This window comes from Cupriavidus necator N-1 (assembly GCF_000219215.1).
Lineage (GTDB): Bacteria > Pseudomonadota > Gammaproteobacteria > Burkholderiales > Burkholderiaceae > Cupriavidus > Cupriavidus necator.
Genome location: NC_015726.1, coordinates 2,563,222 through 2,587,670, shown reverse-complemented (window position 1 = coordinate 2,587,670; position 24,449 = coordinate 2,563,222). Strand labels below are relative to the sequence as shown.

The following is a 24,449-nucleotide window of genomic DNA, read 5'->3' as shown; positions in this document are numbered from 1 at the left end:
GCGGGGAAGTAAAAATCACATCCGAGGTAAATCATGATTGTAGGTCTCGTCGGTTGGCGGGGAATGGTCGGCAGCGTCCTGATGCAGCGCATGCAGGAAGAGCGTGATTTCGACCATATCGAGCCCGTCTTCTTCAGCACGTCCAATGCCGGCGGCAAGGCGCCCGCCATGGCGAAGAACGAAACCACGCTGAAAGATGCCAATGACATCGAAGCGCTGAAGAAGTGCGACGTGGTCGTGACTGCCCAGGGCGGCGACTACACCAACGAGGTTTTCCCCAAGCTGCGCGCGGCCGGCTGGAAGGGCTACTGGATCGACGCGGCGTCCTCGCTGCGCATGAAGGACGATGCCATCATCGTGCTGGATCCGGTCAACCAGGGCGTGATCAAGGACGCGCTGTCCAAGGGCGTGAAGAATTTCATCGGCGGCAACTGCACGGTCAGCTGCATGCTGATGGGCCTGGGCGGCCTGTTCGAGGCCGACCTGATCGAGTGGATGACCTCGATGACGTACCAGGCCGCATCGGGCGGCGGCGCGCAGCATATGCGCGAGCTGCTGACCCAGTTCGGCACCCTGAACGCCTCGGTCAAGCCGCTGCTGGACAACCCGGCCTCGGCCATCCTGGAAATCGACCGCACCATCCTGGCGACCCAGCATGGCCTGTCCGCCGAAGAAACCAAGCAGTTCGGCGTGCCGCTGGCCGGCAACCTGATCCCCTGGATCGACAAGGACCTGGGCAACGGCCAGTCCAAGGAAGAATGGAAGGGCGGCGCCGAGACCAACAAGATCCTGGGCCGCGGCGAGGGCTTCCTGGGTGCCACCGGCGCCACGCCGATCGCCGTGGACGGCCTGTGCGTGCGCATCGGCGCCATGCGCTGCCACTCGCAGGCGCTGACCATCAAGCTGCGCAAGGATGTGCCGCTCGATGAGATCGAAGGCATGCTAGCCGCCCACAACCCGTGGGCCAAGGTGGTGCCGAATACGCGTGAGGCCAGCATGACCGACCTGACGCCCGCTGCCGTGACCGGCACGCTGACCATCCCGGTCGGCCGCCTGCGCAAGATGCAGATGGGCGGCGAGTACCTGTCGGCCTTCACCGTGGGTGACCAGCTGCTGTGGGGCGCGGCCGAGCCGCTGCGCCGCATGCTGCGTATCCTGATCGAGTCCTGATCCGGGGCCCCCGCCTGTTGCCTGGTTGCGTCCGTTGCAGCCAGGCAACAGAATGCACCGCTTTGCCGACAACGCCGCGCCCATGCGCGGCGTTGTTGTATCCGGGCGCCTATTTCCCCGGGCGATGCGTCACAATACGCCGGCATGCGCCTCGCGCCGGCAGTTGCCGGCGCCGCTCGCGCGGGCTGGCAAAGGGGCCGTTCAGAATGTCCCGCCAGCCGGGCGGACCTGGTTTATGGGGTCGGTTTGTCGATTTATATCGCTACTAAAACATAACGGAGCACAAGGTGAGTGTGAGCCAACATCGCCGGAAAGATGCGCCTACTGCCCGTCAGCGCTGGTCAACGCTGGCCGTCACGGCACTGGGCCTGCTGCTTGCGCAGCCGGCCGCATATGCCGCGGGGTTCGGGCAATTGCGGGTTCAGTCGAATCTGGGGCAGCCGCTGCAGGCTGAGATCGACATCAGTGGGGTCAGTGCCGAAGAGGCCGCCGGGCTCAATGTCAAGCTGGCGTCGCCAGCGGCGTATGCCGCGGCCGGGCTGACCTACCTGCCGGCTGTCAGCAGCCTGCGGCTGGAGGTGGAGCGCCGCCCGAACGGCAGCTATGTGGCCCGGGTCCGCTCCAGCCAGCCGATCAGCGAGCCCTTTGTCGACATCCTGGTCGACATGAGCTGGGCCAGCGGCAAGGTCTCGCGCGCCTATACCTTCCTGCTTGACCCTGCCGGGGCCAAGCCTTCGAACCAGACCTTCTCGCCGGCGACGGTGATGCAGGCGGCGACGCCGGATGCGCCTCCCGTAGCGGCACCGGCACCTGCCGCCGCGCCGCAGCCTGCGCCGGCCCAGGTAGCTGCGCCCGCCGCGGCCGCCGAGGCAGTCAAGCCAGCCGCGCCCGCGCGCCCGGCCCGCCAGAGCGCAAAGCGGGCACCGGCGCAGGCCGCCAGTGGCAGCACCGAGATGGCGCCCGGCGGCGGCTACACCGTGCAGCGCGGCGACACGCTATACGCCATCGCCGGCGAAGCCGTGCAAGGCCAGGAATCGGTCTCGCTGGACCAGATGCTGGTGGCGCTCTACCGCAACAATCCCAACGCCTTTATCGGCGGCAACATGAACCGGCTGCGCAGCGGCGCGGTGCTGCAGGTCCCGACCCAGCAGCAGGCGCAGGCCGTCGCACCCAAGGCCGCCCGCCGCGAGGTGGTGGCGCGCACGCAGGGCTTCAATGCCTACCGCAGCCGGCTGGCCAGCGCTGCCGCGGCCAAGTCGGTCGAGCCCGACAGCGGCCGCCAGCAGTCCGGCAACGTGACCGCCCGGGTGCAGGAGCAGGCCGCCCCGACCGACGGCCCGCGTGATGAACTGAAGCTCAGCAAGGCCGCGCGTGGCGCGCAGGCCGACGCCGCGGCCAAGGCCGAAGCCGGCGTCGCGCGCGAGCGTGAGCTCAAGGAGGCGCAAGCCCGCCTGGCGCAGCTGGAAAAGAACGTCGGCGACATGCAGAAGCTGCTCGAGCTGAAGAACGCCGAGATCGCCAAGCTGAGCCAGGCCAACCAGACGGTGCTGGCCGAGAAGGAAAAGGCTGAAGCCGCGGCCAAGGCCGCGGCGGCGGCGCCGACCGTGGTGGCGGCCCAGCCGCCGAAGGCCGATGCCGTGGCCCCCGCGCCGGTTGCGGCCGCCGCGACGGCTGCCGCAACCGCAGCAACCGCAGCCAGCGCCCCGGCAGCGGCCGGCGCCAGCGCCGCGGACGCCGTGGCGCCCGCGGCAGCCTCCGCCGTGGCAGCCGTCCCAGCCTCGCAGCCGGCTGCGGCCATCCCTGCCAGCGCAGCGCAGGCCGCAGCCGCCGCGTCGGCCCCCGCGGCCAAGCGCCCGCCGGTGTTGGCGGCCCAGCCCGAGCCGGTGCCCCAACCGTCGTTCATCGATGGCCTGCTGGCCAACCCCATGCTGCTGCCCGGCGGTGGCCTGCTGGTGGCGCTGCTGGGCGTCTATGCGATCTATCGCCGCCGCCAGCAGCAGAAGGCGGGCGAGGCGACCGGCTTCGGCGACAGCATCCTGTCGCAGGAAAGCACGGTGATGGCCGGTGCCAATTCGCTGTTCGGCACGGCCGGGGGGCAGAGCGTCGACACCTCGCAGCACAGCGTGTTCGGCGCGGACTTCCGCATCGGCAACAACACGCCGGAAGCCAACGAGGTCGACCCGATCGCCGAGGCCGAGGTCTATATCGCCTATGGGCGCGATGTGCAGGCGGAGGAAATCCTGCGCGAAGCTCTGGAGAAGAACCCGGAGCAGCAGCCGGTGCGGCTCAAGCTCCTGGAGATTTACAGCAACAGACAGGATGTGGAAGGTTTCCGCGTGATTGCAGAAGAAATGTTCGCCCAGACCGGCGGACACGGGGCGGAATGGCTGAAGGCAGCAGAAATGGGGCGCGCGCTCGAGCCGGGCAACGCGCTCTTCCTGGCGGTGACGCCCGAAGCGGCGGGGCCGGATACGACATCGCCGGCAACCGACCAGTGGCGCACCCAGGACCCGTCGCAGAATCCGGCCTCGATCGCGCGGCTGGAGCCGTCGCTGGGTGACCTGGCGCTGCCGCTGGATGCCTTCCCGGCCCCGGCGGCCGGCGAGCCGATCGTTGCGCCTGCTTCCGCGGCGATGGTATTTGGCGCTGACGCGCACGACGCCGGCGAGCCGGTGCGGCTGGATCTCGGCCTGCCTGGCACCGGCGCCGACCCGCTTGCCGACGACGTGCCCACCCTTGACACGCCGACCCGTAGCCGTCCGCTGGAGTTCGACATGTCGGGGCTGTCGCTTGACCTGGGCAGCGCCGCGCAAGCCGACGCCCGCGGCAAGGATGTGCTGGACGAGGCCACCATGCCGCTGCCCGCCACCACCATGCTGCGCGACGGCAAGCTGGCCGAGCCGATCGACCTGTCGCGCGTGGCGCCTGAAACCGGCGGCGACCTCACGCACGGGGGTTCGCCGAGCACGCTGTCGGTCGACGGCGTGGACGGCGGGCGGGACATGCAGATCAAGCTTGACCTGGCTCGTGCCTATATCGAGATCGGCGACAAGGAAGGCGCGCGCGAACTGCTGCAGGAAGTGGTCGAGCAGTCGCAGGACCCGCTGCAGGCGGAGGCCCGTTCGCTGCTGCAGGAAGTGGCCTGAGCTATCATTGACGGTCCGGCCGCGGCACGCGCTGCCGCAGCCTGAAGCGATGCGCCGGAAGCGTCCCTTCCGGCGCATTTGCTTTTTCGGCGGACCTGGCGTGAACCATTGCGCCCGGACGTACCCGCCGCCTTGCCCGATCCCCTGACATGAACCGCATCGCTCTTGGCCTGCACTACGACGGCGCCGCCTTTTCCGGCTGGCAGTCGCAGCCGCACCGCAATACCGTGCAGGATCACCTGGAAAACGCCATCGAGCGCTTTGCCGGGGTGCGCCTGCTGACCACTGTGGCGGGGCGCACCGATACCGGCGTGCATGCGCTCGGCCAGGTCATCCACCTGGACACGGCGCTGGAGCGCGAGCCATTTTCCTGGGTGCGCGGCGTCAACGCCTTCCTGCCGCCGTCGATCGCGCTGCAATGGGCGCTGCCGGTGGACCAGGGCTTCCACGCCCGTTTCCTGGCGTTCGAGCGCATGTATTACTACGCGCTCTACACCGGGCCGCACCGCGTGCCGCTGGTGCACGGCCGCGCCGGCTACCAGATGCTGCCGCCGGGTCAGCGGCTGGATGTCGACGCCATGCGCGAGGCCGCCGCGTGCCTGGTCGGCGAGCACGATTTCTCCGCCTTCCGCGCCGCCGAATGCCAGGCCAAGTCGCCGGTCAAGACCATGTACGACGTCACCATCAAGGATGACGGCAACTGGGTGTTCCTGCGCTTTCGCGCCAGCGCCTTCCTGCACCACATGGTGCGCAACCTGATGGGCTGCCTGGTGGCGGTGGGGCGCGGACGCTACCCGGCGCCATGGCTGGCGCAGGTGCTGGCCGGGCGCGAGCGCAAGCTGGCGGCGCCGACCTTCATGCCGGACGGCCTCTACCTGGTCGGCGTCAAGTATCCTGATCCTTACCAGATCCCCGCGGCCGATCCGTCCGCGAGCCTGTTCCATGGAGTGTTCGATGACGCAGCCTGAGGCCGCCGAAGGTAGCACGGCGGGCAGCACAGTGCACATGCCGGCCCGCACCCGCATCAAGATCTGCGGTCTGACGCGCGAGGACGACGTGCGCGCCGCCGTGGACGCCGGCGCCGACGCCATCGGGCTTGTGTTCTACCCGAACAGCCCGCGCTACGTCGACGTGGCGCGCGCCGCCGCGCTGGCCGAGGCCGCCGGGCCGTTCGTGGCGATCATCGGGCTGTTCGTCAATGCCGACCTGGAAGACATCGCCCATGTGGCCGAGCGCGTGCCGCTGACGCTGCTGCAGCTGCACGGCGACGAGACCCCGCAGTTCTGCTCGCAGGCGTCACAACGCTGCCGGCTACCGTTCCTGCGCGCCGCCCGTGTGCGCCAGGGCCTCGATTTGGTAGAATTTGCCGATCAATACCGTGATGCCGCTGCCTTGCTGCTTGATGCCTTCGTCGAAGGCTACGGCGGTGGCGGCCACGTCTTCGACTGGACCCTGATTCCCCCGGCATGGCTTCCGCCTACTCCCCCGGTACCAGCTACCGGCAACCCGAACGCAAGCGGCGCTCCTCGCATCGTTTTGAGTGGTGGGTTGAACGCGCAAAACGTCGCTGGTGCGATTGAACGCGTGCGGCCCTACGCTGTGGACGTCAGCAGCGGGGTAGAGGCCGCCAAGGGCGTGAAGGACCACGCCCGCATCGCCGCGTTCGTGCGTGCTGTGCGCAGTGCCGAGGCAGGATGAGCCGGGCCGTCTCCCGCGTCTTTCCCCATGCCGCCTATGGCCTGCCGCATGCGCGCACACGCATCGCAGTCAACAATGCGGCCTTGCCGGATGAGGCAAGGCCGCTGTTCCGAAGAGTCTAGATATGTACGACTTGCCCGATTCCCGTGGCCATTTCGGCCCCTATGGCGGCACCTTCGTGTCCGAAACGCTGATCCACGCGCTCGATGAGCTGCGCGAAGCCTATGCGCACTACCAGAAGGATCCGGAGTTCGATGCCGAATACCGCCGCGAACTGAAGCACTTTGTCGGCCGCCCGTCGCCGATCTATCACGCGCAGCGCTGGAGCGAGACGCTCGGCGGCGCGCAGATCTACTTCAAGCGCGAAGACCTGAACCACACCGGCGCGCACAAGATCAACAACGTGATCGGCCAGGCGCTGCTGGCCAAGCGCATGGGCAAGCCGCGCGTGATCGCCGAGACCGGGGCAGGGCAGCACGGCGTGGCCACGGCCACCATCGCCGCGCGCTTCGGCATGGAGTGCGTGGTCTACATGGGGGCCGAGGACGTCAAGCGCCAGGCCGCCAACGTCTACCGCATGAAGCTGCTGGGCGCCACCGTGGTGCCGGTGGAAAGCGGCTCGCGCACGCTCAAGGACGCGCTCAATGAAGCCATGCGCGACTGGGTCACCAACGTCGAGAACACCTTCTACATCATCGGCACCGTGGCCGGCCCGCATCCGTACCCGATGATGGTGCGCGACTTCCAGTGCGTGATCGGCGAGGAATCCAAGGTGCAGATGCCGGAGATGACGGGCCGCCAGCCGGATGCCGTGATCGCCTGCGTCGGCGGCGGCTCCAATGCCATGGGCATCTTCTACCCGTATATCGAGCACCAGGACGTGCAGCTGATCGGCGTGGAAGCCGCCGGCGACGGCCTGGACACCGGCCGCCACGCGGCCTCGCTGACCGGCGGCACGCCAGGCGTGCTGCACGGCAACCGCACCTATCTGCTGCAGGACGCCAACGGCCAGATCATCGAGACCCATTCGGTGTCGGCCGGCCTGGACTACCCGGGCGTGGGCCCCGAGCATGCCTGGCTCAAGGACAGCGGCCGCGCGCAGTACGTGCCGATCACGGATGAGGAAGCGCTCAAGGCCTTCCACGACTGCTGCCGCATCGAGGGGATCATCCCGGCGCTGGAATCGAGCCATGCCATCGCCTACGCGTGCAAGCTGGCGCCGACGCTGCCCAAGGAGAAGCTGCTACTGGTGAACCTGTCCGGCCGCGGCGACAAGGACATGCACACCGTGGCCGAGCGCGCGGGGCTCAAGCTCTGATGCGCGCGCTGCCTCCGACCGGACTTGCCGTGGGCGGCGCGGGTGCACCGGATGCGTCCGGTGCGCCCGATTCCGCCCAGTTGCGCCTGTTCCAGGAAGACATGTTCGAGGGCATTGCCCGCCTGCCGGACGGCTCGGTCGACCTGATCGTCGCCGATCCGCCCTACGGGCTGGGCAAGGACTACGGCAACGATTCCGACCTGCTGTCGGGCCAGGAGTATCTCGACTGGTCCGAGCGCTGGATGAACGCGGTCGTGCCCAAGCTCGCGCCCAAGGGCACGCTCTACCTGTTCTGCACCTGGCAGTATTCGCCCGAGCTGTTCGTGATGCTCAAGCGGCGCCTGACCATGATCAACGAGATCATCTGGGACCGCCGCGTGCCCAGCATGGGCGGCACCACGCGCAAGTTCTCGTCGGTGCACGACAACATCGGCTTTTTTGCGCGCGCGCGCGACTACTACTTCGATCTCGACCCGGTCCGCATTCCCTACGACCCCGAGACCAAGAAGGCGCGCAGCCGTCCGCGTTTCGAAGGCAAGAAGTGGCTGGAGGTGGGCTACAACCCGAAGGACCTGTGGAGCGTCTCGCGCATCCACCGCCAGGACCCGGAGCGCGCCAACCACCCGACGCAGAAACCGCTGGAGATCGTCGAGCGCATGGTGCTGTCAAGCTGTCCGCCGGGCGGCCTGGTGCTGGATCCGTTCGCCGGCAGCGGCACCACCGCGGTGGCCTGCCTGCGCCACGGACGGCGCTTTGCCGGCTTCGAGATCAATCCGGAGTATGTGCAGGTGGCATGCGATCGCGTGTCTGCCGCCGCTGCAGCCCTTGCCGTCACGAATGCAGCCGCCGAGCCTGCCGCCACCCCAACCCTGGCCGCCGCCAACGACGATGTCTCGCCGGCGCCGCGGCCTCACCTGATTCCCTGATATGTCCCGTATCCAGAAGACGTTCGCGGCGCTGGCCGCGCAGCAGAAGAAGGGCCTGATTCCGTTTATCACCGCGGGCGATCCCGAGCCCGGCCTGACCGTGGCACTGATGCACGCGCTGGTGGCGGGCGGCGCCGACGTGATCGAGCTGGGCGTGCCGTTCTCCGACCCGATGGCCGACGGCCCGGTGATCCAGCGCGCCTCCGAGCGCGCGCTGGCGCAGGGCGTATCGCTGACCCAGGTGCTGCAGTGGGTGCGCGAGTTCCGCCAGACCAATGCCGACACCCCGGTGGTGCTGATGGGCTACGCCAATCCGATCGAGTGCATGGGCGAGCAGGTCTTTGCCACTGCCGCGCGCGAGGCTGGCGTGGACGGCGTGCTGGTGGTCGACTATCCGCCCGAGGAGTGCGAGTCGTTCGCCACGCTGATGCGCGACAACGGCATGGACCCGATCTTCCTGCTGGCGCCGACTTCGACCGATGCCCGCATCGAGGCCGTGGCGCGCGTGGCCAGCGGCTACCTGTACTACGTGTCGCTCAAGGGTGTGACCGGCTCGGCCGCGATCGACCTGGACAGCGTGGCGGCGCGCCTGCCGCTGATCAAGCAGCATGCCAACCTGCCGGTGGGCGTGGGCTTCGGCATCCGCGACGCGCAGACCGCGCGCGCGATCGGCAGCGTGGCCGATGCCGTGGTGATCGGCAGCCGCCTGGTGCAGCTGCTGGAGGACACCCCGCGCGAACAGGCGGTGGCGACGCTGCAGGCGTTTATTGCCGAGATCCGCCAGGCGCTGGACAGCTGAAGTGATGTAATGCTGGCCCGGCACACCTTGTGGAGTGATGTGTTGTGCGCAAATCGCGCGTTGCGCTTCGAGGTCACCGGGCCGGCATGGTAAATTCGCGGGTTGATTCCCTGCCATCCGCCAACAGGCGTCCCGACACCGGGCTTGCCGGCGGACCGCAGTCATCCGAAAGGAGCTTTCATGAGCTGGTTGGATAAACTCCTGCCCCCCAAGATTCAACAGACCGACCCCAGCACCCGCAAGGGCATCCCTGAGGGGTTGTGGGTCAAGTGCCCGTCGTGCGAGTCCACCCTGTACCGGACCGACGTCGAGGCCAACCTGCACGTCTGCCCCAAGTGCGACCACCATATGCGCATCGGCGCACGGGCGCGCCTGGACGGGCTGCTGGACGCCGAAGGCCGCTATGAGATCGGTCAGGAGATCGTGCCGGTCGACGCCCTCAAGTTCAAGGATTCCAAGAAGTACCCGGACCGCATCAAGGCCGCCATGGACGACACCGGCGAGACCGATGCCATGGTGGTGATGGGCGGTGCCATCCACACCATCCCGGTGGTGGTGAGCTGCTTCGAGTTCGAGTTCATGGGCGGTTCGATGGGCTCGGTGGTGGGTGAGCGCTTCGTGCGCGGCGCGAAGGCCGCGTTGGAGCAGAAGGTGCCGTTCATCTGCTTTACCGCCACCGGCGGGGCGCGCATGCAGGAAAGCCTGCTGTCGCTGCTGCAGATGGCCAAGACCACCTCGATGCTGAACCAGCTGAGCGCGGCCAAGCTGCCGTTCATCAGCGTGCTGACCGACCCGACCATGGGCGGCGTATCGGCCAGCTTCGCCTTCCTGGGCGATGTGGTGATCGCCGAGCCCAAGGCGCTGATCGGCTTTGCCGGCCCGCGCGTGATCGAGCAGACCGTGCGCGAGAAGCTGCCGGAAGGCTTCCAGCGCTCGGAATTCCTGATCCAGAAGGGCGCCATCGACATGATCGTCGACCGCCGCAAGATGCGCGCGGAACTGGCGCAGCTGCTGGCGCTGCTGCAGAAGCAGCCGGCCGACGCGGTGGCATAACAACGTCTGCATGGCAGATCAAGGGCGCGGGTGGTTGACGCGCCTTTCGCTTTTCTTGGCCGCCCCGGCCGCTATCTCGGGGCCGGGCGCAAGCCTGGCCTTGACTTTGCCGCTGGCTGGCCAAATCTGGTAGCAACAGCTTTTCCTCGCACCCCACATGCCTGTCTTCCATACGCTCCCCGAATGGCTTGCCCATCTCGAAACCGCCCATCCCGTGGGCATCGATATGGGCCTGGCGCGCATCACGCGCGTGAAGGAGGCCCTCGGGCTGCGCATCGACGCTGTGGTGTTCACGGTGGGCGGCACCAACGGCAAGGGCTCTACCTGCGCGATGCTAGAGCGCATCCTGCTGGAGGCCGGCTACAAGGTGGGCTGCCATACCTCGCCGCACCTGATCTCGTTCAACGAGCGCGCCCGCATCAATGGCGAGATCGCCACCGATGCGCAGCTGCTGCCGCATTTCGAGGCGGTCGAGCGCGCACGCAACAGCTTTGCCGACCCGGTCAGCCTGACGTACTTCGAGTTCACCACGCTGGCGATCATCCATGCCTTCGCCGCGGCCGGGCTGGACGCGATCATCCTGGAAGTAGGCCTGGGCGGGCGGCTGGACGCGGTCAACGTAATCGATACCGACTGCGCCATCGTTACCAGCGTCGATATCGACCATACCCAGTACCTGGGCCATACGCGCGAGGAAATCGGCTTCGAGAAGGCCGGCATCTTCCGCCCGGGCGTGCCCGCGATCTGTGGCGACCCGATGCCGCCCAAGTCGCTGGTGGCGCACGCCGAAGCGGTCGGCGCCGAGTTGTGGCTGGTGGGGCGCGATTACCATTTCCACGCCGCCAAGGGCCAGGAGCGCCAGCAATGGGACTGGAGCGGCGGCGGGCGCAAGCTTAACGGCCTGGGCTACCCGGCGCTGCGCGGGGCCAACCAGCTGCTCAACGCGGCGGCGGCGCTGGCCGCGCTGCAGGCCATGCGCCCGCGCCTGCCGGTCAGCGCACAGGAAGTGCGCAACGGGCTGGCCTTTGTCGAGCTGCCGGGACGCTTCCAGGTGCTGCCGGGGCGCCCGGCGGTGATTCTGGACGTGGCGCACAATCCGCATGCGGCGGCCACGCTGGGGCAAAACCTGGAGAACATGGGGTTCTTCCGCTACACCTATGCGGTGTTCGGCGCGATGCAGGACAAGGACATCGCCGGGGTGCTGCAGCACGTGGCCGACAAGGTCGACCACTGGTGCCTGTGCGACCTGCCGACCGAGCGCGCCGCCAGTGCCGCGGACCTGCTGGCCAAGCTGGACGCGGGCGGATTCCGCCCCGGGCCGGACGCCACCGCGGCCTGCTTTTCCAGCCCCGAGGCGGCATTCCGCGATGCCATCGAGCGAGCCACCGAGAATGATAGAATTCTGGTCTTCGGATCGTTCTATACCGTCGCCGGCGTGATGGCCTATCGTGCCACGCAGGCTAACTGAAGCAGGCGCCCCGGCGCCCGCTGACCTGGCAACCCCGGCGGCCTTGGCCGATCAATGAGCGGCAAACGCAACGAGCGGCCCCACAAGGCCGTATCACCGAACCAATCTATGGGCCTGCTTTCGCTGTTTTCTTCCCGCAAGGGCAACGACCCGGCACCCGAGCGTGCGCGGCGCCAGCGCACCGACACGGGTGCAGGCATTGCCTCGTCGCGCCGTCTGGCCGATGACTATGCCGACGATACGCTCGACCCCGAATTTCCGCAGAAGCAGCGCGCGCGCCGCCGCCTGATCGGCGCCGTGGTGCTGATGGTGGCCGCCGTGATCGTGCTGCCGATCGTGTTCGAGACCAAGCCGCGGCCGGTGTCCGAGGACGTCTCGGTAAAGGTCGCAAACGGGGTCACGGGCGCGCAGGGGGCGCAGAAGCCCCGCGTCGAGCCGCGCAAGGCCGACCCGCTGCCGCCTACGCCGGCGGCGCGCAATGATGCCGAGGCGCTGGACGCCGGCGAGGAAATCGTCAGCGCGCCCAAGCCTGCGGCCACCGCCGCAGCCGCCGCGGACAAGCCCGCGCAACGGGCTGAAGCCAAGCCCGAAGCCAAGCTGCCGGGCAGCGGCAAGTACCTGATCCTGATCGGCGCCTTTTCTTCCGAAGAGCGCGCCAAGGGCTGGCTGGCCAAGCTCAAGGCGAGCAAGGTCCCGGCCTATGTCGAAAAGAAAATGCTGGCCGATGGCGAGCGCATCCTGCTGCGTGCCGGCCCCTTCAGCGACCGTGACGCCGCCGACGCCGCCGACAAGCGCGTGCGCGCGGTGGGGCTGACCTCGAAGGTCGTGGAACAGTAAGGGGCAAGCACGGCCGGCGCCTGTGCCCGGCCGCAAGCAACGATGCAGCCGACTTTCTTCGACTATGCCGTGGTCTTCATCCTGCTGGCCTCGGGCGTGCTCGGCGTGCTGCGCGGCCTGGTGCGCGAGGTGCTCTCGCTGATCGGCTGGGTGGTGGCGTTCTGGGTGGCGTTCCGCTATGGCGCGGTGGCCGCGGGCTGGATGCCTGAATCGATGCCTGGCGGCGAGCTGGCGCGCCATGCGCTGGGCTTCGTGGTGCTGCTGATCGGCACCGTGCTGGGCGCCTCGCTGGCCGGCATGGTGGTCGGGCAGCTGCTGGAGAGCACCGGGCTCAAGCCCGCCGACCGCGGGCTGGGACTGGTGTTCGGCCTGCTGCGCGGCGTGCTGCTGGTGATGGTGATGGTCACGCTGGCCAGCTTGACGAAATTGCCGGAAGAACCGTTCTGGCGCGACGCGGTGAGCCGCCCTTATGTGATGCAGGCCATGGAATCGGTGAAGCCATGGCTGCCGCCGGAGCTGGCGAAGTACGTCAAGACATGAAGCCGGGCATGGTGCCCGGTCGGTAGTACGCAGGCCTTTGGTCCGGGGGATTTCCGGACCAGGCTGCGCCCCCTGATTCAAAGCCTTTCCTGGGAGCTTGGCAATGTGCGGTATCGTCGGTGTGGTTTCAGCCACGCCTGTCAACCAATTGATTTACGACAGCCTGCTGTTGTTGCAACATCGCGGACAGGATGCTGCCGGCATCGCCACCGCCAACGGCAGTACTTTCCACATGCACAAGGCCAACGGCCTGGTGCGCGATGTCTTCCGCACGCGCAACATGCGCAGCCTGCCTGGCGCCGCCGGTATCGGCCAGGTGCGCTATCCGACCGCCGGCTCGGCATCCAGCGAGGAAGAAGCGCAGCCGTTCTACGTGAACGCGCCCTATGGCGTGATCCTGGCGCATAACGGCAACCTGACCAACTGGGAGCAGCTGCGCGAGGAGATGTTCCGCCGCGACCGCCGCCACATCAACACGCATTCGGACACCGAAGTGCTGCTGAACGTGCTGGCCGACGAGCTGCAGCGCGCCAGCAACGGCATGGCGCTGGACCCGGACACCATCTTCACGGCGGTCAGTGGCCTGCACCGCCGCGTGCGCGGTTCGTACGCCATCGCCGCGCAGATCGCCGGCTACGGCATGCTGGCCGTGCGCGACCCGTTCGGCATCCGCCCGCTGTGCCTGGGCAGCGTCGAGACCCCGACCGGCAAGGAATGGATGGTGGCATCCGAGTCCGTGGCGCTGGAAGGCATCGGCTACAAGCTCGAGCGCGACGTGGCGCCGGGCGAGGCCATCTTCATCGACCTGGACGGCAAGCTCTATACCAAGCTGTGCGCCGAGAACGCGGTGCTGACGCCGTGCATTTTCGAGTACGTCTACCTGGCCCGCCCGGATTCGTGCATCGACGGCGTGCCGGTCTATGACGCGCGCCTGCGCATGGGCGACTACCTAGCCGAGAAGATTCGCCAGGAAGTGTCGGCCGGCGACATCGACGTGGTCATGCCGATTCCCGATTCCAGCCGTCCGGCCGCGATGCAGGTGGCCAACCGCCTGGGCGTGAACTACCGCGAAGGCTTCTTCAAGAACCGCTACGTCGGCCGCACCTTCATCATGCCCGGCCAGGCGGTGCGCAAGAAGTCGGTGCGCCAGAAGCTCAACGCCATGGGTGTGGAGTTCAAGGGCAAGAACGTGCTGATCGTCGATGACTCGATCGTGCGCGGCACCACCTCGTTCGAGATCGTGCAGATGGCGCGCGACGCCGGCGCCAACAAGGTGATCTTCGCCTCGGCCGCGCCGCCGGTGAAGTACCCCAACGTGTACGGCATCGACATGCCGACCCGCAGCGAGCTGGTGGCCCATAACCGCACCCACGAAGAGATCGCGAAGATCATCGGCGCGGACAAGCTGGTGTACCAGGACGTGGAAGCGATGAAGCAGGCCGTGCGCGACATCAACCCGGCGCTGAAGGACTTCGATGCTTCATGCTTCGATGGCCGCTACATCACCGGCGATATCGACGAGGCCTACCTGAACCGCCTGGAAACGGCGCGCAGCCAGGCCGACCGCGACGGCACCAATGGCGACACCGAGCGCTCGCAACTGCACCTGCAGCGCTCCGGCGGCAACGAGTAAGCCGTGCCGCCGCTGTCCGCGCGTTGACGAATGCGGAGCCCGGCCGTAACATGGCCGGGCGTCGATTTGATAGTCAGCTTGCGGACGCGGGTCCAGCCCGAAACAGCTAAAGAGATGGCGGTCAGCAACGATTCCCGATGCGCAGTGCCTTCGCGGCGCAGCGATTTCCGGAAGCCGGCCGCCACAGCCTGAAGCCGAAGGCCATTCGCAGAACAGCAAGCCCGTCGATCCGACCACCCGATCGCACGGGCTTTTTTCATGGCCGCGCGCCTGTCCACCTGGCCGGCGCCGGCTCGTCGAAACCATCGCATTCGCGCGGGTACGACCGCGCCCCACCAGCATGAACGAACCGCTCAACCCCGAATCGCTCGGCATCGACACCCTCGGCGTGCGCGCCGGCACGCTGCGCAGCGAATTCATGGAGCACTCCGAGGCCATCTACCTGACCTCGAGCTTCTGCTTCAACAGCGCGGCCGAGGCCGCCGAACGCTTCGCCAACTCGGAAGAGGGCTTCACCTACTCGCGCTTCACCAACCCCACGGTGTCGATGTTCCAGTCGCGCCTGGCCGCGCTGGAAGGCGCGCAGGCCTGCATGGCGACCGCCTCGGGCATGAGCGCGATCCTGTCGGTGGTGCTGTCGTCGATGCAGGCGGGTGACCACCTGGTCAGCTCGCGCGCGATCTTCGGCTCGACCATGACGCTGTTCGGCAATATCTTCTCGAAGTTCGGCGTCGAGACCACCTTCGTCGACCCGAGCGACCTGAACGCGTGGCGTGCCGCGGTGCGCCCGAACACGAAACTGTTCTTCCTGGAAACGCCCTCGAACCCGCTGACCGAAGTGGCCGACATTGCCGCCGTGGCCGACATCGCGCACAACGCGAACGCCCTGCTGGTGGTCGACAACTGCTTCTGTTCGCCGGCGCTGCAGCAGCCGATGAAGTTCGGTGCCGACATCGTGGTGCATTCGGCCACCAAGCATATCGACGGCCAGGGCCGCGTGCTGGGCGGCGCGGTGCTGGGCACGCACGACTTCATCATGGGCAAGGTGTTCCCGTTCGTTCGCACCGCCGGCCCGACGCTGTCGGCCTTCAACGCCTGGGTGCTGCTCAAGGGCATGGAGACGCTGGCAATCCGCATGGAACGCCATTCGGCCAGCGCGCTGGCGCTGGCGCAGTTCCTGGAATCGCACCCGGCGGTGGCGCGTGTGTTCCACCCCGCGCTGAAGTCGCACCCGCAGCACGAGATCGCCATGCGCCAGCAAAGCGGCGGCGGCGCGATCGTGTCGTTCGAGCTGAAGGGCGCCACGCCCGAGCAGCAGCGCGCCAATGCCTGGCGCGTGATCGACAACACCCGGCTGTGCTCGATCACCGGAAACCTGGGCGACACCCGCACCACCATCACGCACCCGTACACCACCACGCACGCGCGCGTGAGCCCCGAGGCCAAGGCGGCCGCGGGCGTGGGCGAAGGGCTGATCCGCCTGGCGGTGGGGCTGGAGTCGGTCGGGGACCTGAAGGCCGACCTGCTGCGCGGCCTGGGCGACTGAGGGCTTACTGCGCCGGCTGTGCTGGTTGTGGCGGCGGGGGCGGCGCGGGTTCGTCGCTGCCGGCCACGGCCTTCACACCTGCGGCCGTGACGTCGTAGGTGGTGCTGACCGCGGTCGTCGCCACGCTGACGGCGGCTGATCCGACGGTAGCCACCGTCGACACCGCGGCACTGCCCACCGCCATCACCATGCAACCCGCCAGCGACGTCGTGGCGCATGCGGCCGCCAGCGCCAGGATGGCGCGCTGCAAGGGGGCGGAATCTCCGCTATCGTTGCGCACGTTACGACGCAATCCGAGAAATCGAAATGGCATGGACACTGCTGGCCCTGGCAGGGCTGTTCGAGGTGGTATGGGCGATCGGGCTGAAGTACACCGAAGGTTTTACGCGGCACCGCGATCCTCGGCATCATACTCTTCCACCGCGGCGCGGCTGGCCTGCATCGGCCTGATTGTGTGCGGAATTGCCGGGCTCAAGCTGGCGGGCAGCGCCTGAAGCCCGGCATGCGGCAGTCTTAGCGCAGCAGCCGGCGCCGCAGCAGCACGAGGCATACCACCAGCGCCACCACTGCATAGGCGCCCAGCACCGCCAGGTGCAGGCCGACATCCTCCGACGGACGGCCCAGCATCAGCGGCCGGATCAGCGCCACTGCATGCGCTAGCGGCAGTACCTTGGTGGCTGCCTGCACGCCTTCGGGCAACTGTTCCAGCGGGAAGAACACGCCGGACAGCAGCAGCATCGGCGTCATCACCAGGGTCTGGTAGAACATGAAGAAGTCGTAGCTGGGCGCCAGCGCGGTGACGATCATCGCCAGCGCGGCAAAGGCAATGCCGGCCAGCACGATCACCGGCAGCGCCAGCAGCGCGCCGGGCATCTGTGCATAGCCGAGCGCGCCCGCCACCAGCATGATGGCCAGCCCGGACAGCACCGCCTTGCTGGCGGCCCAGGCGATCTCGCCCAGCACCACGTCGCCCAGCGTCAGCGGGGCATGCATGATCGCCTCCCAGGTGCGCTGCACGTGCATGCGCGAGAACGCGGAATACATCGACTCGAAGCTGGCCGACATCATCACGCTGGACGCGGTGGTGCCGGCGGCCAGGAAGGCGATATACGACACGCCGTTGACCTGGCCCACCATCAGCCCCAGCCCGAGGCCGAGGCCGAACAGGTAGATCATGGGGTCCGCGAGGTTGCCGATCATCGACGGGATGGCCAGCTTCTTCCACACCATGTAGTTGCGGTACCAGACCATCATCCAGTTGCGCAGGTTGCGCGGCAGCAGCGGCTGCGGATAGCGCTGGCGCGGTGCCGCGGCAGCGTGGCCGCCAGCGGCCGCGGGGGCAGTGGTGGTATCCGCGCGGGGATCCTGTTCGCTCATGTCAGTCCCTCGGTTCAGTCCCGCATCTCGCGGCCGGTCAGCTTGAGGAACACGTCCTCCAGGTTGGCCGGGCGGTGCAGGTAGCGCACGCCGCTCCTGCCGTGCAGCGCCGCCAGCAGCGGGGCGGGCTCGCGCACATAGCAGAACAGCGTCTCGCCGCTCATTTCAGTACGTTGCGCCAGCGGCGTCAGGCTGCCGCGCAGCGTGTCCAGTTCATCGCCATAGACCTCGACCACGTCGCAGCCGATCTGGCTGTCGATCAACTCGTGCGGCTTGCCTTCGGCAATCTTGCGCCCGCCGTCGATCACGCACAGGTAGTTGCACAGCCGTTCGGCCTCTTCCATGAAGTGCGTGGTCAGCAGGATGGTCTTGCCGCTGGCCATCAGCGACTTCAGGCGCTCCCAGATCAGGTGGCGCGCCTGCGGGTCCAGGCCGGTGGTGGGCTCGTCCATCACCAGCAGGTCAGGGTCGTTGATCAGCGCGCGTGCGACGGTCAGGCGCCGGCGCATGCCGCCGGAGAGGTCGCGCACCTGGGCATCGGCGCGGTTCTCCAGCCGGGCGAATTCCAGCAGCATCGGCACGCGCCGCTCGATCTCGGCCGACGACAGCCCGAAGTAGCGCCCGAAGATGCGCAGGTTCTCGATCACCGAAAAATCCGGGTCGAGGTTGTCGAACTGCGGCACCACGCCCACGCGCATGCGCGCCTGCGGCGCGCGCTCGGGGATGGGTTCGCCGCACAGCGTGAGCGTGCCGGCCATGGGCGTGGTCAGGCCCAGCAGCAGGCGCAGCGTGGTGGTCTTGCCGGCGCCGTTGGGGCCCAGCAGGCCGAAGCACTGGCCGCGAAATACCTGGAGATCGAGGTCGTCGACCACGACCGTGTCGCCGTATTGCTTGCGCACCTTGCGCAACTCTAGGATGGCAGTCAAGGCAGGGTCCGGTGTGGCGCCGCACGGGCGCAATATCCGCCATTATGCCGGTCATCGGCGCAACGCTCAGGTGGCGCAGTGCAGCAAAAAAGCCGCGGCCGCAAAGCGCAGCGGGGCCGGCCTGGCGCGCGGGCATAAAAAAACCGCCAGCGAACTGGCGGTTTTTCTTGCCCGGCGGTGCCGGGCGGCGAAGCGTACTGGATCAGTACATCTTCTTCGGCAGCATCTGCATGCGCAGGCGCTTGCGCAGACGTGCTTCGGCGGCCTTCTTCTTGCGCTTGCGCTCGGTCGTCGGCTTCTCGTAAGCGGTGCGGCTCTTGAGTTCAACGATCAGGCCAGTCTGCAGAATGGCGCGACGGAAACGCCGCATCGCAACTTCAACGGGCTCACCGGGTTTCAAGACGATCTTAGTCAATTCAGTCCTTTAGGGGATTGCCGCAAGGAGCGGCTGGTTCACACGGGGGGAAACTGCGGTCGCCGGAGCGACTGGTATTGCACGCCGGGCTAATGCCCAGGTGCGCCCCCGCGAACCTGAAAGATGTGGACGTTTCAGTCCGTGCAACCAGTGTCAGGGGTGATAGCGCCAGGTCCTATACAACTGGAGCCTGACAGTACCGGTTTCCATGAATGCTATACGCCCGTAACTATGGCATGTATACGACGGCACTGTCAAGAATGTAGTGCAATGCGCGCGCGGGGCGCAGCGTCGGAATTCGCCGTTAGTCTATTTTGGCGCACTTTATGCCGCCGCCTGCGTGGCACAATCTGGCTGCGCTCCCGCCGCTGCGAGGCAAGAGTGCCCACCATGCCTGAGCCGCGCCAACCCGACGACCTTCGCCCCGACCCCGACCACCTGCTGCAGCGCATACAGGCCGTCGGCGAACGCGCCGCGCGCGGGCGCCTGCGCATCTATTTCGGCGCTTCGGCCGGCGTCGGCAAGACCTTCGCCATGCTGGCCGCGGCGCGCGCGCAGCGCGAGCAGGGCGGCGACTTGGTGGTGGGCGTGGTCGAAACCCATGGCCGCGCCGAGACCGAGGCGCTGGCCGAAGGCATCGAGCGCGTGCCGATGCACCGCGTCGACTATCGCGGCCGCACGCTGCAGGAATTCGATCTCGACGCCGCCCTGGCACGCCGGCCTGCACTGATCCTGGTGGATGAGCTGGCGCACAGCAACGCGCCCGGCAGCCGCCACCCCAAGCGCTGGCAGGACATCGCCGAGCTGCTGTCGGCCGGCATCGATGTCTGGACCACGGTCAACGTCCAGCACCTGGACAGCCTGAACGAGGCGGTGGCCGGCATCACCGGCATCCGCGTGCGCGAGACCGTGCCCGACGCGGTCTTCGACGATGCCGGCGAGGTGGTGCTGGTCGACCTGCCCGCCGACGAACTGCTGTGCCGCCTTCGCGAAGGGCGCGTGTACGTGCCCGAGCAGGCCCGCCATGCGGTGCAGAATTTCTTCCGCAAGGGCAACCTGATAGCGCTGCGCGAGCTGGCGCTGCGCCGCACTGCCGACCGCGTCGACGACGACGTGCGCGCCTACCGGCAGGAAGCCTCGATCGAGCCGGTCTGGCGCACGCGTGAAGCGGTGCTGGCCTGCATCGGCCACGGCAGCGATGCCGCACAGGTGGTGCGCAGCGCGCACCGGCTGGCCGGGCAGCTCGATTGCGACTGCCATGTGGTGACGGTGTCAGTACCGCGCCTGGCACCCGTGCCCGACGCCCAGCGCGAGCAGCTCGACGAAGCCATGCGGCTGGCCGAGGCGCTGGGCGCGCGTACCGAAACGCTGGCCGGCAGCGACATGGTGGCGGCGGTGGCCGGCTATGTGCGGCGGCATAACCTGACCAAGGTGTTGATCGGCCGCACGCCGGCGCGCTGGACCGATGGCGGGACTTCGTTGCCCGGCCGCGTGCAGGCGCTGCTGGCGCGCGCGCTGGCGCCGTGGCTGGGCGCGCGCGCGTGGCTGTTCGGGCGCACCAGTTTTGCCGATGCGCTGGCTGCGGCGTGTCCCGAGATCGACGTGATCCGCGTGGCGGCCGACAGCGTCCGGCAGGACCCCCCCGGTGATGCGCGCATGCTGCCCGGCACCGAGCTGCCGCGGGAACAAGCCCGGCCTGCGCAGTGGCCGGGCCTGCTGTGGGCGGTGGCCTGGTGCGCCGGCGCCACCGCGCTGTCGGCGCTGGCGCGGCCGTGGTTCGACCTGGTCAATATTGCCATGCTGTTCCTGCTGGCGGTGGCCGGCGTGGCGCTGCGCCACGGACGCGCCGCGGGGGCGTTCGCCTCGCTGGTGGCGGTGGGGGCGTTTGATTTCTTCTTCGTGCCGCCACAGCTGTCGTTTGCGGTCAGCGACGTGCAATACCTGGTGACCTTCCTGGTGATGCTGGCAGTCGGGCTGGTGATCGGCCAGCTGACGGCCGGCCTGCGCGAGCAGGCCCAGGTATCGGTGCAGCGCGAGACCGATGCGCGCACGCTGTACGAGCTGGCGCGCGAGCTGTCGGCGGCGCTGACCGACGCGCACATCGTCGGCATCGGCAGCCGCTTCCTGCGCGCGGCGTTCGATGCGCGTGCGGCGTTTTTCCTGGTCGGCGCGGACGGCCGGCTGCTGCCCGCGGCCACGGACGCCGAGGCCGGCGGCGCGGCACAGAGCGATGCCGTCGACCACGTGCTCGCGCAATGGGTCTTCAACAACGGCCAGCCGGCCGGCACCGGCACCGACACGCTGCCCTCCGGCACGGTGCTGTACCTGCCGCTGAAGGCGCCGATGCAGGTGCGCGGCGTGCTGGCGGTGGAGCCGCGCGCCTGGCGCGCGTTTGCGCAGCCCGCGCTGCGGCGCCAGGTCGATGTCTTTGCCACGCTGATCGCGATTGCGATCGAACGGCTGCACTATGTCGAGGTGGCGCAGCAGGCGCTGCTGACGATGGAGTCCGAGCGCCTGCGCAGCTCGCTGCTGGCTGCGGTGTCGCACGACCTGCGCACGCCGCTGACCAGCCTGATCGGCATGGCCGAGACCCTGCAGCGCGGCACGCCGCCGCTGGCGCCGGAGGTGGCCGAGACCGTCGGCGCCATGCGCGACCAGGCGCGCCGCATGCACGCCATGGTGGCCAACCTGCTCGACATGGCGCGGCTGCAAAGCCGCAGTGTGGCGCTGCGCAAGGAATGGCAGTCGTTCGAAGAGCTGGCCGGCGCGGCGCTGGCGTCGCTGCGCGATGCGCTGGCGCGGCACCGCGTGGTGGTGGCCGACCTGTCGGCGCTGCCGCTGGTGGAATGCGATGGCGTGCTGATGGAGCGCGTGCTGTGCAACCTGCTGGAGAATGCGGCCAAGTACACCGCGCCGGGCACCGAGATCCGCGTGCGCGGCGAGGTCTCCGATGACGCCGTGCACCTGGTCGTCGAGGACGACGGCCCCGGCGTGCCGGCGGCGATGGCGCGGCAGGTGTTCGAGAAATTCACCCGCGGCGAGCGCGAGTCCGCCACCACCGGGGTGGGCCTGGGGCTGGCCGTGTGCGAGGCCATCGTGCAGGCGCATGGCGGCAGCATCCGCGTCGAGCCGGTGCATGCGCGGGCGCAGGGCCAAGGCACCGGCGCGCGCTTCGTGGTCACGCTGCCGCGCGGCAACCCTCCGGTGCTGGAACCGGAAGCGGCCGGCTTGCCGGCCTGAACCCGACAATCTTTCAAGGATCCGACGCGTCATGCCATTCGAGTTCTCGCCCACGGTGCTGCTGGTGGAAGACGAGCCCCATATCCGCCGCTTCGTGCGCGCGGCGCTGCAGGACGAGGGCTGCACCGTGCACGAGGCCGAGTCGCTGCAGCGCGGGCTGATCGAGGCCGGCACGCGCCAGCCGGACCTGGTGATCCTGGACCTGGGGCTGCCCGATGGCGACGGCGTATCGATGATCGGCGACCTGCGCACCTGGACCGAAGTGCCGGTGCTGGTGTTGTCGGCGCGCACCGGCGAGTCTGAGAAGATCCGCGCGCTCGACGCCGGCGCCGATGACTACCTGACCAAGCCCTTCGGCGTGGGTGAGCTGGTGGCGCGCCTGCGCGTGCTGCTGCGCCGCCATGTGCGTGCCGGCGCGCAGGGGCGGGCGCAGGTGGCCTTCGGCGAGATCGCCGTGGACCTGGCCAACCGCCAGGTCACGCGTGCGGGGGAGCCGGTGCACCTGACGCCGATTGAGTTCCGGCTGCTGGCGGTGCTGCTGGCGCATCGCGGCAAGGTCATGACCCACCGCGAACTGCTGCGCGAGGTGTGGGGGCCGTCGCATGCCGACAGCAGCCAGTACCTGCGCGTCTACATGGGGCACCTGCGGCACAAGCTGGAAGCCGACCCGGCCCAGCCTGCCTACCTGCTGACCGAGATCGGGGTGGGCTACCGCTTCGCCGGCTGACCACCGGGTCACTCCCAAAACGCATTTTTGCCGATCACGCGCCGCGTGAGGCTGGCGCTCGCCCGGCGCGCGTCCACTCCCGGTAAACCCGCAACGACATCGAAATCGTTTGACGAATAAATTCAACGGGATAAACTGTTATTCATAAATATGAATTAAGGCAGGAGCACCACATGCAGGACCAACCCGTCTATTTCATCTCGACCGACGACGTCGAGGGTTACCACCCCGCCAACCATGTCGGCACCCTCAACCGCCGGCTGATCGGGCCCGAGACCGTGGGCTCGCGGCACCTGGAAGTGATCCACGGCACCATCGAGAAGGGCAAGGGCGCGCTACCGCATGCGCATCCCGGCATCGAGCAGGTCTGCTACGTGCTGGAAGGCCGCGCCGTGGCCGAGGTCGGCGGCCAGCGCAAGGAACTGGGCCCGGGCGACTGCTGCTTCTTCCCGCCGGACCAGATGCATGTGTTCACCGTGGTCAGCGACGAGCCGGCCAAAATTCTGGTCATCTATTCCCCGCCATACGAGGAATCCCCCGAGCGCGTGATACGGCCCGCATAAGACGCGGCTGGTCACGGCAAGGGATTTAACAACGACAGGAGACAACCACCGTGAAGTCCTTCAGGAACGCCTTTGCCAGCCTGGTGCTTGGGTGCACCGCGGCGCTGGCTGCCACCCCGGCGCTGTCGGCCGATGAATTCCCGTCCAGGCCGCTGCGCCTGGTGGTGCCGTTCGCTGCCGGCAGCGGCACCGATGCCGTGGCCCGCCTGACCGCCAAGTACCTGGGCGAGGCGCTGCAGCAGCCGGTGGTGGTGGACAACAAGCCCGGCGCCAACGGCACCATTGCCGCCGAGTTCGTGGCCAAGGCCCCGGCCGATGGCTACACGCTGTTCATGACCACCAACACCACGCATTCGGCCAACCCGTCGCTGATGAAGCAGCTGCGCTATGACCCGGTCAAGGATTTCACGCCGGTCTCGCGCATGGGCAACCTGCCGTTCATGCTGGTGGTCAACCCGGCGCTGCCGGTGAAGACGCTGCGTGAGTTCATCGACTATGCCAAGGCGCATCCGGGCCTGAGCTATGCCAGCGGCAACAGCACCGGCATCGTCTCGGGCGCCACGCTGTCGAAGATGGCCGGGCTGAACATGCTGCACGTGCCATACAAGAGCACGCCGCCGGCGATGACTGATGTCATGGGCGGCCAGGTGCAGGCGATGTTCGTCGACTTTGCCGCGGGCATCGCCAACGTGCGCGCCGGCAAGCTGCGTGCGCTGGCGGTGACCACCGCGCAGCGCAGCGCGCTGCTGCCCGACCTGCCGCCGCTGGCGAGCGTGCCGGAGCTGAAGGGTTTCGACGTGACCTCATGGAACGGCGTGTTCGCGCCGGCCGGGGTGCCGGCGCCGGTGGTGCAGCGGCTCAACCGTGAGCTGGTTGCCATCGCCACCAGCAAGCAGCATGCGCCGCAGTTCCACGCGCTGGGCTTCGAGCCGTTCGGCAGCACGCCGGCCGAGCTCAGCCAGTTTGTCGTGGCCGAGCTGCAGAAGTGGTCGCGGCTGGTGAAGGACGCAGGCATCCAGCCGGAATAGGCGTTCTTCAGGCAACCATCAGGCAACGAACAAGACAAC

The 24,449-nt window shown here is 68.1% G+C and carries 22 protein-coding genes; 18 read left to right on the top strand and 4 right to left on the bottom strand.

The features are described 5' to 3' along the window. The first annotated feature begins 33 nt into the window (after positions 1–33). From asd to CNE_RS12120, 13 genes are all read left to right on the top strand, one after another. Positions 34–1,170 carry an aspartate-semialdehyde dehydrogenase gene (gene asd / locus CNE_RS12180; protein WP_013957413.1) on the top strand — a complete coding sequence of 379 codons (1,137 nt, stop codon included), beginning with the start codon at positions 34–36 and terminating at the stop codon, positions 1,168–1,170. A gap of 287 nt (positions 1,171–1,457) precedes the next feature. Next, positions 1,458–4,316, top strand: a complete 2,859-nt coding sequence (locus CNE_RS12175; protein ID WP_013957412.1) for a FimV/HubP family polar landmark protein — start codon at positions 1,458–1,460, stop codon at positions 4,314–4,316. A gap of 149 nt (positions 4,317–4,465) precedes the next feature. Beyond that, complete coding sequence (gene truA, locus CNE_RS12170) at positions 4,466–5,284, top strand: tRNA pseudouridine(38-40) synthase TruA (protein ID WP_013957411.1); 819 nt, start codon at positions 4,466–4,468, stop codon at positions 5,282–5,284. Then, positions 5,271–6,014, top strand: a complete 744-nt coding sequence (locus CNE_RS12165) for a phosphoribosylanthranilate isomerase (protein ID WP_013957410.1) — start codon at positions 5,271–5,273, stop codon at positions 6,012–6,014. Before truA ends, CNE_RS12165 begins: the two co-directional genes overlap by 14 nt. 124 nt (positions 6,015–6,138) lie before the next feature. Further along, entirely contained in the window at positions 6,139–7,332 is a 1,194-nt protein-coding gene (gene trpB / locus CNE_RS12160) for a tryptophan synthase subunit beta (protein ID WP_013957409.1), read from the top strand. Then, a complete protein-coding gene (locus CNE_RS12155) occupies positions 7,332–8,258 on the top strand; it encodes a DNA-methyltransferase (RefSeq protein ID WP_010814635.1) in 927 nt (308 codons plus the stop codon). The genes trpB and CNE_RS12155 overlap by 1 nt, the downstream gene beginning before the upstream one ends. Position 8,259: 1 nt before the next feature. After that, positions 8,260–9,057 carry a tryptophan synthase subunit alpha gene (gene trpA / locus CNE_RS12150; protein ID WP_013957408.1) on the top strand — a complete coding sequence of 266 codons (798 nt, stop codon included), beginning with the start codon at positions 8,260–8,262 and terminating at the stop codon, positions 9,055–9,057. A 180-nt stretch (positions 9,058–9,237) separates the two neighbouring features. Next, a complete protein-coding gene (gene accD, locus CNE_RS12145) occupies positions 9,238–10,110 on the top strand; it encodes an acetyl-CoA carboxylase, carboxyltransferase subunit beta (RefSeq protein WP_013957407.1) in 873 nt (290 codons plus the stop codon). A 157-nt stretch (positions 10,111–10,267) separates the two neighbouring features. Next, on the top strand, positions 10,268–11,578 hold the full coding sequence (folC, locus tag CNE_RS12140; RefSeq protein WP_013957406.1) for a bifunctional tetrahydrofolate synthase/dihydrofolate synthase: 1,311 nt from the start codon (positions 10,268–10,270) through the stop codon (positions 11,576–11,578). Between the two features lie 108 nt (positions 11,579–11,686). Then, a complete protein-coding gene (locus CNE_RS12135) occupies positions 11,687–12,415 on the top strand; it encodes an SPOR domain-containing protein (RefSeq protein ID WP_013957405.1) in 729 nt (242 codons plus the stop codon). A 42-nt stretch (positions 12,416–12,457) separates the two neighbouring features. Further along, positions 12,458–12,955 carry a CvpA family protein gene (locus tag CNE_RS12130; protein ID WP_013957404.1) on the top strand — a complete coding sequence of 166 codons (498 nt, stop codon included), beginning with the start codon at positions 12,458–12,460 and terminating at the stop codon, positions 12,953–12,955. Positions 12,956–13,058: 103 nt separating this feature from the next. After that, entirely contained in the window at positions 13,059–14,588 is a 1,530-nt protein-coding gene (gene purF / locus CNE_RS12125) for an amidophosphoribosyltransferase (protein WP_013957403.1), read from the top strand. A gap of 340 nt (positions 14,589–14,928) precedes the next feature. After that, positions 14,929–16,134: an O-succinylhomoserine sulfhydrylase gene (locus tag CNE_RS12120; protein WP_013957402.1), complete on the top strand. Its 1,206-nt coding sequence runs from the start codon at positions 14,929–14,931 to the stop codon at positions 16,132–16,134. A gap of 4 nt (positions 16,135–16,138) precedes the next feature. Here the strand turns inward: CNE_RS12120 and CNE_RS12115 are convergent, their stop codons facing one another. Then, positions 16,139–16,447, bottom strand: a complete 309-nt coding sequence (locus tag CNE_RS12115) for a hypothetical protein (protein ID WP_167540173.1) — start codon at positions 16,445–16,447, stop codon at positions 16,139–16,141. On the opposite strand from CNE_RS12115, the gene CNE_RS43045 reads away from it, so the two are divergent. Further along, positions 16,351–16,584 (top strand): SMR family transporter, encoded by a 234-nt coding sequence (locus CNE_RS43045; RefSeq protein WP_371827374.1) that lies wholly within the window; start codon positions 16,351–16,353, stop codon positions 16,582–16,584. The two genes, CNE_RS12115 and CNE_RS43045, sit on opposite strands and share 97 nt — an antisense overlap. A gap of 63 nt (positions 16,585–16,647) precedes the next feature. On the opposite strand, the gene CNE_RS12110 is transcribed toward CNE_RS43045, so the two are convergent. The 3 genes from CNE_RS12110 to rpsU all read right to left on the bottom strand — a co-directional run bounded on the left by CNE_RS12110 (position 16,648) and on the right by rpsU (position 18,852). Further along, positions 16,648–17,511, bottom strand: coding sequence for an ABC transporter permease (locus tag CNE_RS12110; RefSeq protein ID WP_013957400.1), 864 nt, complete (start codon positions 17,509–17,511; stop codon positions 16,648–16,650). A 14-nt stretch (positions 17,512–17,525) separates the two neighbouring features. Continuing rightward, a complete protein-coding gene (nodI, locus tag CNE_RS12105) occupies positions 17,526–18,437 on the bottom strand; it encodes a nodulation factor ABC transporter ATP-binding protein NodI (RefSeq protein ID WP_022535960.1) in 912 nt (303 codons plus the stop codon). 202 nt (positions 18,438–18,639) lie between these two features. Then, positions 18,640–18,852 carry a 30S ribosomal protein S21 gene (gene rpsU, locus CNE_RS12100; protein WP_010814647.1) on the bottom strand — a complete coding sequence of 71 codons (213 nt, stop codon included), beginning with the start codon at positions 18,850–18,852 and terminating at the stop codon, positions 18,640–18,642. A 390-nt stretch (positions 18,853–19,242) separates the two neighbouring features. Between rpsU and CNE_RS12095 the strand changes: the two genes are divergently transcribed. The 4 genes from CNE_RS12095 to CNE_RS12080 all read left to right on the top strand — a co-directional run bounded on the left by CNE_RS12095 (position 19,243) and on the right by CNE_RS12080 (position 24,410). Continuing rightward, the gene (locus CNE_RS12095) at positions 19,243–22,092 is read left to right on the top strand and encodes a DUF4118 domain-containing protein (protein WP_013957398.1); all 2,850 of its coding nucleotides are present in this window, start codon (positions 19,243–19,245) and stop codon (positions 22,090–22,092) included. Positions 22,093–22,123: 31 nt separating this feature from the next. Continuing rightward, positions 22,124–22,819: a two-component system response regulator KdpE gene (gene kdpE / locus CNE_RS12090; RefSeq protein WP_013957397.1), complete on the top strand. Its 696-nt coding sequence runs from the start codon at positions 22,124–22,126 to the stop codon at positions 22,817–22,819. Positions 22,820–22,992: 173 nt separating this feature from the next. After that, entirely contained in the window at positions 22,993–23,382 is a 390-nt protein-coding gene (locus CNE_RS12085; protein WP_013957396.1) for a cupin domain-containing protein, read from the top strand. Between the two features lie 50 nt (positions 23,383–23,432). After that, positions 23,433–24,410, top strand: a complete 978-nt coding sequence (locus CNE_RS12080) for a Bug family tripartite tricarboxylate transporter substrate binding protein (protein WP_013957395.1) — start codon at positions 23,433–23,435, stop codon at positions 24,408–24,410. The last annotated feature ends 39 nt before the right edge of the window (positions 24,411–24,449 follow it).

What these genes read in the sequence shown, in the direction of transcription:
- purF (WP_013957403.1), top strand. Translation starts at nt 13,059, where the DNA reads ATGTGCGGTATCGTCGGTGTGGTTTCAGCCACGCCTGTCAACCAATTG.
- CNE_RS12095 (WP_013957398.1), top strand. Translation starts at nt 19,243, where the DNA reads ATGCCTGAGCCGCGCCAACCCGACGACCTTCGCCCCGACCCCGACCAC.
- CNE_RS12130 (WP_013957404.1), top strand. Translation starts at nt 12,458, where the DNA reads ATGCAGCCGACTTTCTTCGACTATGCCGTGGTCTTCATCCTGCTGGCC.
- truA (WP_013957411.1), top strand. Translation starts at nt 4,466, where the DNA reads ATGAACCGCATCGCTCTTGGCCTGCACTACGACGGCGCCGCCTTTTCC.
- accD (WP_013957407.1), top strand. Translation starts at nt 9,238, where the DNA reads ATGAGCTGGTTGGATAAACTCCTGCCCCCCAAGATTCAACAGACCGAC.
- CNE_RS12110 (WP_013957400.1), bottom strand. Translation starts at nt 17,511, where the DNA reads ATGAGCGAACAGGATCCCCGCGCGGATACCACCACTGCCCCCGCGGCC.
- CNE_RS12120 (WP_013957402.1), top strand. Translation starts at nt 14,929, where the DNA reads ATGAACGAACCGCTCAACCCCGAATCGCTCGGCATCGACACCCTCGGC.
- CNE_RS12085 (WP_013957396.1), top strand. Translation starts at nt 22,993, where the DNA reads ATGCAGGACCAACCCGTCTATTTCATCTCGACCGACGACGTCGAGGGT.
- trpA (WP_013957408.1), top strand. Translation starts at nt 8,260, where the DNA reads ATGTCCCGTATCCAGAAGACGTTCGCGGCGCTGGCCGCGCAGCAGAAG.
- CNE_RS12115 (WP_167540173.1), bottom strand. Translation starts at nt 16,447, where the DNA reads ATGCCATTTCGATTTCTCGGATTGCGTCGTAACGTGCGCAACGATAGC.
- kdpE (WP_013957397.1), top strand. Translation starts at nt 22,124, where the DNA reads ATGCCATTCGAGTTCTCGCCCACGGTGCTGCTGGTGGAAGACGAGCCC.
- folC (WP_013957406.1), top strand. Translation starts at nt 10,268, where the DNA reads ATGCCTGTCTTCCATACGCTCCCCGAATGGCTTGCCCATCTCGAAACC.
- trpB (WP_013957409.1), top strand. Translation starts at nt 6,139, where the DNA reads ATGTACGACTTGCCCGATTCCCGTGGCCATTTCGGCCCCTATGGCGGC.
- asd (WP_013957413.1), top strand. Translation starts at nt 34, where the DNA reads ATGATTGTAGGTCTCGTCGGTTGGCGGGGAATGGTCGGCAGCGTCCTG.
- CNE_RS12155 (WP_010814635.1), top strand. Translation starts at nt 7,332, where the DNA reads ATGCGCGCGCTGCCTCCGACCGGACTTGCCGTGGGCGGCGCGGGTGCA.
- CNE_RS12135 (WP_013957405.1), top strand. Translation starts at nt 11,687, where the DNA reads ATGGGCCTGCTTTCGCTGTTTTCTTCCCGCAAGGGCAACGACCCGGCA.
- CNE_RS12165 (WP_013957410.1), top strand. Translation starts at nt 5,271, where the DNA reads ATGACGCAGCCTGAGGCCGCCGAAGGTAGCACGGCGGGCAGCACAGTG.
- CNE_RS43045 (WP_371827374.1), top strand. Translation starts at nt 16,351, where the DNA reads ATGCGGCCGCCAGCGCCAGGATGGCGCGCTGCAAGGGGGCGGAATCTC.